Source organism: Massilia pseudoviolaceinigra, assembly GCF_030846505.1.
Taxonomy (GTDB): Bacteria; Pseudomonadota; Gammaproteobacteria; order Burkholderiales; family Burkholderiaceae_D; genus Telluria_A; species Telluria_A violaceinigra.
On record NZ_JAVCWL010000002.1, the window covers coordinates 348,737 to 362,391 of the forward strand.

At 62.8% G+C, this 13,655-nt stretch carries 12 protein-coding genes; 1 reads left to right on the forward strand and 11 read right to left on the reverse strand.

The window, feature by feature from the left end:
• Positions 1-2 precede the first annotated feature (2 nt).
• Genes RBA40_RS03380 through RBA40_RS03400 form a run of 5 tightly spaced genes read right to left on the reverse strand, consistent with a single transcriptional unit; the run spans position 3 to position 4,651 of the window.
• Positions 3-479 (reverse strand): phage tail protein, encoded by a 477-nt coding sequence (locus RBA40_RS03380; RefSeq protein WP_306645966.1) that lies wholly within the window; start codon positions 477-479, stop codon positions 3-5.
• A 13-nt stretch (positions 480-492) separates the two neighbouring features.
• Positions 493-951 carry a phage tail protein gene (locus tag RBA40_RS03385; RefSeq protein WP_099878588.1) on the reverse strand — a complete coding sequence of 153 codons (459 nt, stop codon included), beginning with the start codon at positions 949-951 and terminating at the stop codon, positions 493-495.
• 50 nt (positions 952-1,001) lie between these two features.
• Positions 1,002-3,194 carry a contractile injection system sheath protein gene (locus RBA40_RS03390; protein WP_306645969.1) on the reverse strand — a complete coding sequence of 731 codons (2,193 nt, stop codon included), beginning with the start codon at positions 3,192-3,194 and terminating at the stop codon, positions 1,002-1,004.
• A gap of 23 nt (positions 3,195-3,217) precedes the next feature.
• Complete coding sequence (locus tag RBA40_RS03395; RefSeq protein WP_306645970.1) at positions 3,218-4,069, reverse strand: contractile injection system cap adaptor; 852 nt, start codon at positions 4,067-4,069, stop codon at positions 3,218-3,220.
• Positions 4,070-4,072: 3 nt separating this feature from the next.
• A complete protein-coding gene (locus RBA40_RS03400) occupies positions 4,073-4,651 on the reverse strand; it encodes a contractile injection system cap protein (RefSeq protein WP_306645971.1) in 579 nt (192 codons plus the stop codon).
• Between the two features lie 284 nt (positions 4,652-4,935).
• On the opposite strand from RBA40_RS03400, the gene RBA40_RS03405 reads away from it, so the two are divergent.
• A complete protein-coding gene (locus RBA40_RS03405; protein WP_306645973.1) occupies positions 4,936-6,840 on the forward strand; it encodes an eCIS core domain-containing protein in 1,905 nt (634 codons plus the stop codon).
• 21 nt (positions 6,841-6,861) lie between these two features.
• Here RBA40_RS03405 and RBA40_RS03410 read toward each other — a convergent pair whose 3' ends face one another.
• The 6 genes from RBA40_RS03410 to RBA40_RS03435 all read right to left on the reverse strand — a co-directional run bounded on the left by RBA40_RS03410 (position 6,862) and on the right by RBA40_RS03435 (position 13,568).
• The gene (locus RBA40_RS03410; RefSeq protein WP_306645974.1) at positions 6,862-8,010 is read right to left on the reverse strand and encodes a branched-chain amino acid ABC transporter substrate-binding protein; all 1,149 of its coding nucleotides are present in this window, start codon (positions 8,008-8,010) and stop codon (positions 6,862-6,864) included.
• 100 nt (positions 8,011-8,110) lie between these two features.
• A complete protein-coding gene (locus RBA40_RS03415; protein ID WP_306645976.1) occupies positions 8,111-9,214 on the reverse strand; it encodes an HAF repeat-containing protein in 1,104 nt (367 codons plus the stop codon).
• Between the two features lie 190 nt (positions 9,215-9,404).
• A complete protein-coding gene (locus RBA40_RS03420; RefSeq protein WP_306645978.1) occupies positions 9,405-9,857 on the reverse strand; it encodes a hypothetical protein in 453 nt (150 codons plus the stop codon).
• Positions 9,858-10,001: 144 nt separating this feature from the next.
• Positions 10,002-10,427, reverse strand: a complete 426-nt coding sequence (locus RBA40_RS03425; protein ID WP_306645979.1) for a hypothetical protein — start codon at positions 10,425-10,427, stop codon at positions 10,002-10,004.
• Between the two features lie 359 nt (positions 10,428-10,786).
• Positions 10,787-11,083: a hypothetical protein gene (locus tag RBA40_RS03430; protein ID WP_306645981.1), complete on the reverse strand. Its 297-nt coding sequence runs from the start codon at positions 11,081-11,083 to the stop codon at positions 10,787-10,789.
• A gap of 373 nt (positions 11,084-11,456) precedes the next feature.
• On the reverse strand, positions 11,457-13,568 hold the full coding sequence (locus tag RBA40_RS03435) for a TonB-dependent receptor (protein WP_306645983.1): 2,112 nt from the start codon (positions 13,566-13,568) through the stop codon (positions 11,457-11,459).
• Between the last annotated feature and the right edge of the window lie 87 nt (positions 13,569-13,655).

Sequence of the window (13,655 nt, forward strand, 5' to 3'; positions counted from 1 at the left end):
GGTCAGGTCAGTCGGTTGGAATAGTTGTAGCTGAGGGTAATGTTCTCGATGGCGACTTCATTCTTTTCCGAGCCGAATGCCTCGACTTCCCACTTGACCGGGTAGGCGTTGGCGAAACTCCAGGACCGGATCGGCAAGCCGTCGGCGTTCATCAGGCACACCACGAGCGGCTGGGCCAGGATGGGGCGGACGAAATCGCCCTCGAACACGGAAATGCACCACTTCACCAGCGGCGAGGAGGTCGAGGCCAGGCCGCGCTTGAGCTGCAGGCTGCGCGACTTGTAGTGGGTCGGCAGGGTATGCACGTAGCGGTTCTCGCCCCCCTCGATCACGGTTTCCGTCTCCAGTTCCGCGGAAATGCCCGACACTTCCTTGAAGGAGGTGTCGGCCAGGCCCAGGGTGGCTCCGAACATGACCGTGAAGTAGAAGGCGGACGGCTGGTAGTCGTCCGACATCGACAGTGAAAGCGTGTCTGGCATGCGCGCGTTCCGCTTAGCCGTTGGCGATGGTCAAGCCCTCGTGCACGATCTCGATCGTTTCGATCGATGCCTCGTTGCCCTCGGCCTTGAGATCGGTGCCGGTGATCTTGGTCGGCCAGGCGTTGGCCAGGGTCCAGACCATGGTCGGGGCCCCGGTTTCGTCGAGCAGGCTGATGGTGACCGGCACGCGCTTGACGGTGTTCATCTTGATCTGGTTGAACCACTCCCAGAACTTGTTGTCCGACTTGAACACCCCTTTTTTCATGGTCACGTTGCCGACCTTTTTCAGGCCGGGCATCTTGATCACCGAAAATTCGGGACTGTCGCCGTGGCGGTACTTGATTTCCTCGGACTGGATATCGAGTCCGCTGATTTCCTGGAACGACATGACCTGGGAATCCCATTTCACCTGGAAATAGAACTTGGGGAGCGGCCATACCGCTGTCGATTGTTTTGAGCCATCATCTGCCATCGCGAACCTCTTTCGTAAGTCACATCAGGGAAGAACTGCCCGTTGTTGCGTCAGGATTTTTGCATCTGTTGCTGGAAGGTGATCTCGATGAACTCGGCCGGCCGGCTGACCGCCACCAGGATGGTGACGCGCAGGATGCCTTCGAGAATGTCTTCGGCGGTCATGGTTTCGTTCAGGCCGACCGAGACGCTGAAGGCGTCGTCCGGGCTGGCGCCGGCCAGGCCGCCGCGCTTCCAGATGCCGGTCAGGAAGTTGCGCGCCATGCTCTTGATGGTGACCCAGGTGTTGGCCACGTTCGGCTCGAACACATAGGCCTTGCTGGCCAGGCGCAGCGACTCTTCCAGCATGATCATGGTGCGCCGCACGTTGATGTATCGCCAGTCGAGGCTGTTGCCGTCGAGGGTGCGCGCGCCCCACACCAGGGTGCCTTCGCCGATGAAGGTGCGGATCGCATTGATCGATTTGCCGGTGGTGCTGACGTTCAAGTCTTCCTGGTCGTCGTGGGTGATGTTGACCGACGGCGAGGTGACCGCCGCCAGGCTGACGTTGGCCGGGGCCTTCCAGACCCCGCGCGTATTGTCGACCATGGTGTACAGGCCGGCCATCGCGGCGCTCGGCGGCAGCAGGTTGAGGTTGCGCTGCACGGCCAGCAAGATGCGCGAATACAGCGGGCTGATCGCCACCAGGGTGTTGTGCACGGTGGCGATCTGGTGCAGGCGCTCGGCGCCGTCCTCGACCGTTTTCCAATCCCGCACGACGGCGTCCAGGGTCTTGCCAACCTGGGTGGCCTTGATCCTCGCCGCCGGGCTCTTGCTGGTGTCGGCGTACAGCACGCTGGCCAGGTCGTTGCTGAGCAGGTCCTTGAGCTTGGTCCGGTTCTCGGCATCGAAATAGGTGAAATCGAGGTCCTTGGCGGCCACGATGGTCGTGTTCACCCACGGATAGTAAGCGGCGCCGAAGGCCAGGAAACTGGTGCCCACCCCTTCGCGGAACTGGTTGACGGGACCGTCGTTCAATTCCTTGTCGCCGTTATACACATCGAGAATGGCAAAACGGCTCTTCATTTTGTAGCCGCAATGCATCAGCATCTGGGCTTGCAGGCTGTAGCAGTCATCTTTGGCCAGCAGCACGGCTTCCGGAATGACCAGCATGGTCGGTTCCTGCTCCTTGAGCAGAACATCGATACCGGCCTGCAGGGCGTCAGCCTCGGGCTGGGCCTTGTAGTCGCCCACCGAGACAATGTAGCAGGCGCCGCCGCCATTCTGGAAAAACAGTTTCATGCTGTGGTACAGCAGGTGCTTGCCGCCGGTCTTGACCAGTTTGTAAGGCACGAACGGGCGCGCTTTTTCCGCCTTGAGTTTCAGCGCGTAGGCGGGGATGGCGGCGAGGGCGGCCTTGTCTGACGCTGCCTGGGCATCCTGGGCGGCTTTCTCCGCAGCATCGTAGGCCGTGGTTCTGGCTGCTTTCTGCTCGGCGCTGGCTTTGTCGAGCTCGGCCTTGGCAACGTCCGCCTTCTTGCGCAGGTCCGCCGCGGTGTCGGCGGCTGTCGCTGCGACCGTGACGAGGTCGGATGCATCACCAGCCTTGGCACTGCCCTTGGCTGCCGTCTCAGCCTTTACGGCTGCGGCCTCGGCTGCTTCTGACTGGTTTTTTTTGTCGGCGCTGCCGGCGTCGGCCTCCAGCGCTTTCTTGGCCTCGTTTGCGGCTGTTCTGGCCGAGTCCGCTGCCGCGCGCAAGACAGGGTCCTCGGCGCCAGCGGCTGGGGCGGCGCCGCTCCTGGCACTGTCTTTGGCGGCCGCCTCAGCCTTAACAGCGGCGGCCTCGGTTTCTTCTGACCTGGCTTTTTTTTCGGCGTTGTCGGCGTCGGCATCAAGGGCTTTCCTGGCCTCGTCCGCAGCTGTTCTGGCCTGGTTCGCTGTCTCGCGCAAGGCCGGATCCTCGGCGCCGGCGCCGGCGGCAGGAGCGGCGCTTTCCGCCAGCGGGGCGACGCCAGAGAAATCGGCATCGTCCTGGCGCTCGACTTTGTCGAAAGTGAACACCGGTGCTGGCGGACCGCCGAAGTGGACCTCGAATTCGGCCATCGAGCTGATCCGCATTGCCTTGTTGGTCAGGGATGAGCCCTTGTAATCGGCTATCTGCGTATGGCCGACAAAGGCCGGCACCGCGGTCGCGACCTCGACCACCGAGTTGGGGAATGCGTTTTTTTCAACGATGTAGACCCCGGGAGTTTTATATTGCGCCATCTTGCGTCCTTTCTGGTGGGTAATCAGGGGATGTAGATTTCCGACACTAATACTGGTACGGCACTTCCTTCTGTAATTTCCCGCCCGATGGCTGCCACACTGGCATTCGGCAGTCGCTTGATGAGAATTCTTTGGCCCAGCTCGCCCTGGTCGCGCAGCTGCAGGCGTTGTTGCGGGGTCTTGCGCATAGCGATCGCCTGTTCGCTGGCGAAGGTCAGTGCCGACCGGTTGCCGGGCAGCGGCGTGCGCCCGCGCGCCGCGAAGCGCAGTTTGTCGTCGAGGTCGACGATGACCGGATTGGGTGCATCCAGGTCGCTCAAAAAATGGTACTTCCAGACGCTGGCGCGGGCGCCGAAGCGGACCAGCCAGACCGGCGCGGCAGCCTGCGCCAGCGCGGCCGCCACATCGGCCAGGGCCAGCACCATGAAAAACGCGGGCCTGGCGCCGTGCCCGGCCAGACCCGCGGCCTTGTCCGGCACGCGCGGACGGCGCCAGGCCGCCGGCCCGGCCAGTTCATCGGGATGCAGGCGCCAGCGCCCCACGCCCTCGGCCTGGGCCAGGGCGCTGTGGAAAAACAGGCAGGCGTCGGGCGCGGGCGCATCCAGTCCGGTGAACAGGGAAAAGTGGGGATCGGCAGAGAGCACGGCAAATTCGAGTTCCGCCGCGTCGTCGCGCCCGCCTTGCAGATCGGCGCGCGCCGCGTCCTGTCCGGCCAGCGCCAGGCCGTGCGCGGACGGGCGCGTGAGGATGCCGCAGCGATCGAGCAGGGCGGCGCATTGCGGCGTCGGCACGAAGCGGAAATTGGCGCTGGCCCCATCCGGGAAATACGCGTGCTCGGCGCGCAATTCCAGGAGAAGGGAATATGCGCCGCGCATGGCTCAGTGACTTGCGCTGGTGATCGGTTCGGCCACGGTGCCGACCTGGTGCGTGATGTCGTCGCCGCCCACGGTAATCATGCGCACCTTGTACATGACGGAGGGCAGGTAGCGCCCGCTGAGCATGGTCCAGAGATTGCTCAGCTCATGCGTCTTGAGGTTTTCGATATCGAGCAGGAGCCGTTCGATGCGTTCATCGAGATCGGGCGTGACCTGATGGTCGAATACCGGCGTGCGCTGGAAGAAGCTGATCGCGCTCGAAATGAAACGCAGCGCCTCGGGATAGTTCTTGTCGCTGAAATTGGCGGCGACCACCACGTACAGATTGAGGAACAGCGGCCGGCTGAAGACCGGCGTGCGGCCCGCGCCGGGGCTGGGCGCAAATGCCTGCTGGGGCAGCGTGTCTTTCTCGATATTGGTCAGGCAGATCACCACCTTGTTGGCGATGTGCGGGGCGATGGCACCGTTCTGGCCGATGATATTCGACACCACCACGATGTCGTCGGTGAGCTTGTGGCTGCGCCGCAAAAACTGATTGAGGTGCTGCGCGAGGTGATCGATGGCTGCCTCGATCATCAGCATGCTCTCCGTTCGGAAAGCTTGGGCAAGACGATCGGCAGGCGCATTCCTGATCTCCCTTTTGTTGTAATTTCGGAAGACTTTATCATAAGACACTGTGTGGTTTTTTTTATTTTTGCGATGTCGCAATCGTCACATCAACGTGGTAATTTATGAGATTGTGAGGATCATTTCGTGATCGATTTCGCCGGCGAAAAGTACGCCGCCAGCGTGGGGCCGGCAGGCGAGCGCTGCTGTAGCGGCGGGCTCTGCGCCATTTCTGCTGTTCTGTTCATGCGAGGCGAACGATGAGTCATGACGCGCTTTACCAGGCGGCACAAGGTGGTCCCGAACGACAGCAACAGCGCCAGGCGCGCGCCACCGGGCCGGCGGAGAACTTGGGCGCTGGGCGTGGCGCCCGGTTCGTCGATGGACGGGCGCAAACGGCCGCGCAAATGCGATTACAGGCGCTCGCCCACGACCGGTTCCAGGCGCGCCAATGCAAGGCGATGGGCAGCCTGATACAGGAAAGTGCGCGCGTACGACAGATGCAGGCGCTGGCCCGCATGACGGATAAAGTGCCTGTGCAGCGACGGGCCGGGGCGAACGAGTCCGGACTGCCCGATCAGCTCAAGGCCGGCATGGAAAACCTGTCGGGGATGAGCATGGACCACGTCAAGGTGCACTACAACTCGGCGCAGCCGGCACAGCTGAACGCGCATGCGTTTGCGCAGGGCAGCGATATCCACCTGGCGCCGGGCCAGGAGCGGCATTTGCCGCACGAAGCCTGGCATGTGGTGCAGCAGGCGCAGGGACGGGTCAGGCCGACCATGCAGATGAAGGCTGGCGTGCCGGTCAATGATGATGCGGGCCTGGAGCGCGAGGCCGACGTCATGGGAGCGCGGGCGGCCGCCTGCGGTGCGATGCCGATGCAGTACAAGGCGCCCGCGGCGCATGCCGGGGGCAGCGGGGTGGTCCAGCGCTATGTGCTTGCCATCGCGGACTATGAGGGTGCACCGCTCGATACCGATGAAGCCGGCATGGTGGCCATCAAGGCCTATCTGGAACGACTGGTCGCCGCCCACGACCCGGTGCGAGTCGCTGCGTTGATGGATCTGCTGCGTCAGCATGACCCAGAGCGCGTGCCGGCAATTGAGCTTCATCGGGAACAGTACACCTTAGGCCTGATGACGCCGCTGACCCAGGCCGACGATGCACTGCGCCTGGGCATTCCCGTGGCGCCGAACGGAGCTCATGTCATTCCGCAATCGATCCACCGCTTCTGGTCGGGCGGGCCGTTGACCGATTCCGCCATGGACACCTTGCTGGATTCGGCCACCAAGACGCGCGACACGCCCTGGACCCACACGCTGTGGCATTCGGACGCGTTTGAAGCGGGGATCAGGAGACCGGCGCCGCCGGCGTGGAAGTTCATGGGTGCCGAACGCGACGCCTATGATGCGGATCAGGCCAGGATCGCCAAACGAAATGAACAGCGCCAGCAACTGCGCGACGCCGGCTATCAGACACGGGCGATCGAGTCACTGGTGGCCAATGGGAATGCGACTTCCGGCGTCACCCCGCAAGAACTGGCGGCGGCATCGGGCATCGCGGCCAATTCGGTCAATCAAGGCGGGGGCGAGGCCTGGAACGACTTGAAGTATTTCTCCGATATCGCCCGCCTGATGTATCTGCATGCGCACGGCGGCCACCATATGGACGTCGATATCGGCCTGGGCGACATGGACATGGGCATGCAATATGCGCACAACGACCCGGCCGGCGAGGTGCCCTTGATGGGCACGCTGGCGCGCGATATGACCGAGGGCGGAGGCGGGCCGCAGGTGGCCCCGCGGCTGGAAAGGGCAAAGGCGTATCGCGGTAGTCCGTATTTGAGCGGCGTATCGGCGGACCAGTATGCGGCCGACGTTGCCGCGCTTGGCGACCGCGCCCGGATTGGTTCGGGCATGTACAACGCCTTGATCGCTTCCAGAGCGGGCACTGGCAACGTGCAGGCCGCCATCAATCGGATCATGCTCAGCATGCGCGGCGGCGCGCCCAGCTTATCGACCGGCATGGGAGCCAACCCGGAGTTGCTGGGCGGTGCCAGGGGAAGCGCGGGGCATGCGGACAGGGTCGAGGCCGGCTTTGTGCAGTCAGTTCCTCCCTATCTGCTGAGGTTGCAACACCTCACCGATGACAGCGAGCTCTGACCCTCATGCCGGCCACGCCGCTTACTGGATGACGCTGAGACGCTGGCGCTTGCCGCTTTTGAAGGTAAAGAGCGTCAGGCGGCCATCTTTCACATCGCCCCGGGCATCGAAGGCGGTCACGCCGGTCACGCCCTTGTGGCGCACCTTGGCCAGCGCCGGCAGGTACACCGCCGGATCGGTCGAGCCGGCCTGCTGCATGGCGGCGACCATGGCGTGCATGGCGTCGTAGGCATACGGCGCGTACGTCATCACGTCGATGCCGTAGCGGCGCCGGTAGGCCGCGCGAAAATCATCCATGCCTTTTTGCTGCTGCGCGTCCACCCCGCCGGCTTCCGCGCAGATGACCTGGCCATCGGCCATGCCCTCGCCGGCCAGCTTCGCCAGCGAATCGGAACACAGGCCGTCGCCACCCATGAAGCGCAGCGGCATGCCCAGCTGCTTCATCTGGCGCAGCATCGGTCCGGCCACGGCGTCCATGCCGCCGAAGAATACCAGGTCCGGCTTGGTGGCCTTGATGGCGGTCAGGATCGCACCGAAATCGGTCGCCTTGTCGGTGGTGTATTGTTGCGATACCACGCGTGCGCCCTGGCCGGCGCTCTTGACGTTCTTGATGAATTCGTCAGCCAGGCCTTTGCCGTAGGCGGTGCGGTCGTCGATGACGGCAATCTGCCTGGCCTTGCCGGTTTGTACAGCGTACTTGGCGAGCGCGGCGCCCAGCTGCTCGTCGTTGGCGACGTTGCGAAACGCTGTATTGAAACCCTGGCGCGTGTATTTGGGGTTGCTGGCCGAGGGCGAAATTTGCGGGATGCCGGCGTCGAAGTAGATTTTTGAGGCAGGGATCGTGGTGCCCGAGGTTTCGTGACCAATCACGCCGCGCACCTTGGCGTCGACCAGCTTTTGGGCCACGGTGGTGCCCTGTTTCGGGTCGCCGGCGTCATCCTCGGCCAGCATTTCCACGCGGTAGCGCTTGCCGCCGATCAGCACGCCTTTGGCGTTCAACTCATCGACCGCCATGCGCGCGCCGTTTTCATTATCCTTGCCGAGGTGGGCGATGACGCCGGAGGTGGCCGCCACGTGTCCGATCCGGATCACGTCCTGGGCCTGCGCCACGCCGCCAGAGAAGCTGGCCAGCACGGCCGCCCGCAGAACCAAACTGGAATTGAACCGCATAGCTTCCTTTTACGTTGACGCGGCCGGTATGGCGCGGAGCGGCCAGCATACCACGCAGGAATTGTCCGTGCGCCTGCGGATTTCCCCTACAGGTTCCGCCTCAGCTGCCTGAGCCGGTCATCTCGATGCCGCGGTTGCGCAAGTGATACAGCACGGCCAGGCCCGCCAGGGTCAGCACACCGGCGATCAGGGTCAGCAGCTCGCTGCCGCCGCGGGTAATGACGGCTGCGGCGCTCGAGGCCATGGTCGCGGCGGTCATGCCGTGATCGTAGGTGGCGCCGATGACGCGTTCGCGGTCGTTGATGGCGTTGGTCAGGTGCAGGCCCTGGCCGCCGCGGTGCACCGTCATCTTCTTGTCGCGCCATACGAAGGACATGCGCTCCGAACCGACCATGACGGTGCCGACCACGTGGCCGGCATTGTTGATATCGGTGGCAAAGCTGTTGTAGTTGCCGATCAGCGCACCCAGGTCGACCATGCGCTTGCCGTCGTGCATGAAGGCGCGCCAGCGGCGGTCCTTCGTTTCCGAGGCGCCGACCACGACGCCATCGTCATTGATCGCCATGGCCGAGCTTTGGCGGCCGCCCAGGGTGCCCAGGTCGACCATGCCGCGCTCGGCGCTGTACAGGAAGGCGTGGCGATAGCCGTCCGCATTGGCGGCGGTGCCGACCACATGCCGGTGCTTGTTGATGCCGCTGGCGTAACTGATGTTGCCGCCCAGGGTGCCGAGATCTTGCAGCTGCCCGCCGCCGTCGTTGATGAAGGCGTGCCAGTCGCCGTTGGGAATGTCGGCAAAGCCGACGCTGATGCCTTCCTGGTTGATGCCCATGCCGTAGCTGCTGGGGCCGCCGAGAGTGCCCATCACGCGCATGCCGCTGCTGCGATGGAAAAGGAAGGCGTTCCAGGTGCCATCCTTGTTGCGCGCCGATCCGATGATCTGGCCACGGTCGTTGATGCCGCGCGCATCGCTGTGCATGCCGCCGCGCGAGCCCAGGTCGGTGATTTTGCCTTTTTCGAACAGCACGCCGCGCGTGTTGCCGTCGCCGTCTTCCAGCACGGCAGCCACCTGGCCGGCGGCGTTCATGTCGTAGGCGATGGTCGACTCGCCCGCGGGTACGGCGATGCCGAGCGAATGGGGACGGGCACTGGCCTCGCCTCCCAGCAGGATCAGAACAGCGAGGCAGGCAGGGAGGGCAGGGCGCATGCGGAATTCCTTTCGATAATGGGCGTCAGGGCGATAGCCGTTGTAAAACGAATACCGATGAATATACGCCAACATTGCGATCTTGAGGAATATTTTTTGCTAGCCTGTAGTAATCTGATTGCGCGGTCGATGTTAAAAGCAAAAAACCCGCACAGGGCGGGTTGTGGGCGGCAAACAGCATGACCGGCTGTCAGATGTACCTTTCGATGATGCGGACCATGGTGGGCACCAGTTGAGCCAGGAAAACGAGGCCGGCAACCCAGATGATGATCGCCGACTTCGCCTCGGCTATTTTGGTATGGACATCGGCAATATCCGATTTGGTCGCGCCAATTGCCTTGATCACGCCAATATCGATCTTCATGGCCGCGACATCGATTTTGATGGCGGCAACAACGGCTTCCAGTTTTGTTATGCGGGCATCCATGCCTCCATGATCATGCAGTTCACCGCTCATGTCCATAGTGTTCCTTGACGACGTAAACGTTTGTCCGGGGAGGACAGTACATTGCAAGGACACGCTCCCTCCAGGTTGGATGATCAGCCGCCGTGCGATGCGAACGAGGCCGGTCGGCACTCGGTACGGCCCTGCCTGGTCGATGATGCGTTGGTAAAGGAACTCGTACGGGACCGTCATGCTCATGACAGTAAGACCTCGTCTATTGGAATTAGTTCTGCCGTCCCGGCACCATCAAGTATTGGTTCCGCCCAGTCTGATCGGGTTCACGGCGTGCTGATGAACGGGTTTAAGCCCGATTTGGGTTGTAGATCGCCAAGGATGAGCGCATCAGATGTACTTCTCGATGAGGCGTACCGCTGCCGGCACTAACTGAGCCAGGAAAACGACGCCTGAAATCCAGAGGATAATTGCCGACTTCGCGTCCGCCACGGTGCTGCGTATCTCCAGACGTACGCCGGCGATTTCGGACCGCACTACCGCGATTTCGGACCGCACCCCGATAATTTCGGTCCGCACCCCGGCAATTTCGGACCGAAACTCGGACCGCACTCCGGCAATCTCGGACCGAACCTCGGACCGCACTCCGGCAATCTCGGACCGAAACTCGGAGCGCAGTTCAGCGATATCTGATTTCGTCGCGCCATTGGCCTTGATCACCGCAACATCGATCTTGATGGCGGTGATGTCAGCTTCCAGCTTGGCTACGCGGACTTCCATGTCGCCATAATCATGCGGTTCGCCGTTCGTGTCCATCGTGTTTCCTCATGATTGACAGCATTTCGCCCGGTGGCTCGGGGCCAGTTCTGCTCTTTACAGTCAGACCTCTTCTATTGAAGTTAGTTCTGTCGAGCCGGCGCCATCATGCATGCTGTCACACCTGCGCCGCTAGCCCGTCTGCCGGCGAAAAGCGGCCGCCCGCCGTTGGTGGAGGTATGAGATGTTCGCTGGGTGGTTCGCGATGAGAGCAATGGGCCATTCCTGGCGCAGCATTGTTCCTCCGGCCCGGCTGGCTTCGCGGGGCGCGCTTGCCCAACAAACGGAAGACGCCGACCGTGCACGGCGTCTCGGGCGTCATCGTGAAGCCGGTTTTTTGATCGCCAACGATGCGCGTGTCAGACGTACTTCTCGATGAGGCGTACCGCTGCGGGTACCAACTGAGCCAGGAAAACAAGGCCTGCAACCCACATGATGATGACCGACTTCGCTTCAGCCACAGTGCTGCGTATTTCCGAACGCACTCCGGCGATCTCGGAACGAATCTCGGCACGCACTTCGGCAATATCCGACTTGGTCGCACCCGTAGCCCTGATCACCCCTATGTCGATCTTCATCGCGGCAACATCGGCCTCCAGTTTTGTTATGCGAGCTTCCATGTTGCCATGATCACGCGGTTCGCCAGTCATGTCCATGGTGTCCACAAATGAGTTAGAGGTTTTCCGCACGCTGATGCGAGTCGGTCGCATTGACACGGCACCGGACGCGCAGTGGTCGACTGCCATATCATGCGATTGATGCAGGCGGCTGCTCAGTTTTCGCCGGCCATCCCGGCGACGCGTTGGCAAAGATGGTCGCGCGCGACCAACATCGCCCACCAGAGTAAGACCTCAGCTATCGTATTTGGTTCTGCCGCACGAGGGGCGTCATGCAAGCGGCGAGATGCAGGGCGGGGGCCATCCGGCCAGCGCTGAACAGGCGCTTGCACTGTTCACCGTGGCAGCGGATGGCGTTGCGCGGGTGCGCGAGCAAGGCAATCGTCCTGATTGCCCTGGATTGCGTCAGTCCTCAGAACGCATAGCGCGCCGTCAGCTGGACCGAGCGTGGCGCGCCGGGCAGGTTCAGATTGCCGTTGCTGCCATGCCCGGCAACGATGTACTGGCGGTCGGCCAGGTTCATCGCGTTAAGCTGAATGTCGACCTTGCCCTGGCGGTAGTACGCCATCGCGTCGATGGTCGCGTAGCCCGGCAGCGCTACGGTATTGCCCGGATTGGCAAAGCGCTTGCCGACGGCGTTGGCACCGGCGCCCACGCCGAACCCGTTGCCCAGCGACTTGGTCAGCCACACATTCGCACTGTGCACCGGCGTCAGGGTAGGGCGCTTGCCCTGCACCGGTTGTCCGGAATCGATGGCGACCGACGACACCGCCCGCGCATCCAGGTACGCATAGCCCGACCACAGCTGCCAGCCATCGCCAAGCTTGCCGGCGAAGGTCAGCTCGATGCCATCGCTGCGCTGGGTACCGATCGGAATGAGGCGGTTGGTGGTCGGGTCGGTGGCCTTGATATTGGTGCGCTCCAGCCGGAACAGCGACACCGCGGCGGTGGCATTGCCATCGAACAGGTCGAACTTGGCGCCGATTTCCTTGTTGGTGGTTTCCTCGGGCGCGATCTGGGCGTTGTTCGCGGCCAGCGCAAACGACTCGCCCGACGGCTGGAACGACTTGCTGAAGGAAGCGAAGTACGATTGCGTCTCGCCCGGCTGATAAACGAGGCCGGCGCGCGGGCTCCACGCGCGGTCGACACGGGCGAGGTTCGACTGGCCTGCGCGGCGTTCGCGCGTCTCCTGTTCGAAGCGGTCGAAGCGCACCCCGGCCAGCGCCTTCCACTGCGCCGACAAGGTCGCCATGTCCTGCACATAAGCGCTGGTCACCGTCATCACGCCCATGTTGTCGGTCGACGGCGCGGCGCTGACGGTAAACGGCAGCACCGGCGCGACCGGATTGAACAGGTTGACCTTGGCGATATTGTTCTGCGTGCGGAACAGCTGGTCTTTCTCCTGCTTGCCGATCTCGATGCCGTACAGCAACTGGTGGCGCATGCCGGCCAGGCTGACGATCTGTTTCAGCTCGGTCTGGTTGAAGTAACCGGTCTCATCACGCAACACATTGCTGCGGTTCAGCGACGCCGTCAGGGCCTTTTCATCGACCGCGCCAGCCAGCGTATTGTTGCGGTCGAGCGTGTAATTGTAGTGGCGGAAGGCATTGCGCAGCGACCAGGCATCGTTGAAACGGTGATCCAGCGTAAAGCCGAAGGCCTTCACTTCCGCCTCGGAGTAATCGTTATCCTTCGCGTTGGCCGCGCCGTAGTAGGTGCCGGCGGGAACGTCGACCGCCCTGCCGCGATACGCAGGCACGCCGAAGTCGGTCACGCGCTTGTCGCTCAGGTATTCGGCTTGCAGCAGCAGCTTGGTGGCGTCGCTGATCTTGAGCGAGACCGATGGCGCGAACGCTTCGCGGTCGAGAAACTGCTGGTCGCGGTAGCTGTCGGCACGTTCGATGGCGCCGGTCACGCGTACCGCCACCGGGCTGGCGCTGCCAGCGCGGGCGATGTCGATGTCGGCGCGGCGCTGGTTCCAGCTGCCGGCCTGCAGGCTTACCTCGTTCTTGTTGATGCCGGGCTTTTTGCTGATGCGGTTGATCAAACCGCCGGACGAGCCGCGCCCGTACAGCACCGATGCCGGCCCCTTGATGATCTCGACCTGCTCCGTGTTGGACAGGTCGCGGAAGTACAGGGCATCGTCGCGCATGCCGTCGACAAACTGGTCGGCGATGGCGGTAAAGCCGCGGATGGTCACCTGGTCGCGCTGGCCGTCGCCGTGCGACAGGCCAATGCCCGGCACCGCCTTGAGTACATCCTGCAGCGAGCGGGCGCCCTGGTCGCGCAGCACGGAGAGCGGCACCACGTTGACGGTTTGCGGAATATCGCGCAGCGGCGCGTCGATCTTGGTGGCGCTGGTGGCGCTGGCCGGGTTATAGCCGGTGTCCTGGTCGCGCGTGGCGGTGACGGTGATTTCCTTGAGCTCAGTCTGCGGCGTCGCCGTCTGCGCGAAAGCGGAGCTGGACATTTGAGGAAGTGCGAGCGCGATGATGACGGCCAGCCGGGTCTTTTGCATTGTCATGGTGCATCCTTTTTTATGTTGCTTAGCTAATACTACGAATGATAATGATTCCTATTACTATTATTGCTGAGCAACGTAAATATGGCA

Bases quoted from the DNA above. Each gene is read 5' to 3' on its own strand.
- RBA40_RS03425 (WP_306645979.1), bottom strand. From the start codon at position 10,427: ATGGACACGAACGGCGAACCGCATGATTATGGCGACATGGAAGTCCGC.
- RBA40_RS03435 (WP_306645983.1), bottom strand. From the start codon at position 13,568: ATGACAATGCAAAAGACCCGGCTGGCCGTCATCATCGCGCTCGCACTT.
- RBA40_RS03395 (WP_306645970.1), bottom strand. From the start codon at position 4,069: ATGCGCGGCGCATATTCCCTTCTCCTGGAATTGCGCGCCGAGCACGCG.
- RBA40_RS03405 (WP_306645973.1), top strand. From the start codon at position 4,936: ATGAGTCATGACGCGCTTTACCAGGCGGCACAAGGTGGTCCCGAACGA.
- RBA40_RS03420 (WP_306645978.1), bottom strand. From the start codon at position 9,857: ATGAGCATGACGGTCCCGTACGAGTTCCTTTACCAACGCATCATCGAC.
- RBA40_RS03415 (WP_306645976.1), bottom strand. From the start codon at position 9,214: ATGCGCCCTGCCCTCCCTGCCTGCCTCGCTGTTCTGATCCTGCTGGGA.
- RBA40_RS03430 (WP_306645981.1), bottom strand. From the start codon at position 11,083: ATGGACATGACTGGCGAACCGCGTGATCATGGCAACATGGAAGCTCGC.
- RBA40_RS03410 (WP_306645974.1), bottom strand. From the start codon at position 8,010: ATGCGGTTCAATTCCAGTTTGGTTCTGCGGGCGGCCGTGCTGGCCAGC.
- RBA40_RS03380 (WP_306645966.1), bottom strand. From the start codon at position 479: ATGCCAGACACGCTTTCACTGTCGATGTCGGACGACTACCAGCCGTCC.
- RBA40_RS03385 (WP_099878588.1), bottom strand. From the start codon at position 951: ATGGCAGATGATGGCTCAAAACAATCGACAGCGGTATGGCCGCTCCCC.
- RBA40_RS03400 (WP_306645971.1), bottom strand. From the start codon at position 4,651: ATGCTGATGATCGAGGCAGCCATCGATCACCTCGCGCAGCACCTCAAT.
- RBA40_RS03390 (WP_306645969.1), bottom strand. From the start codon at position 3,194: ATGGCGCAATATAAAACTCCCGGGGTCTACATCGTTGAAAAAAACGCA.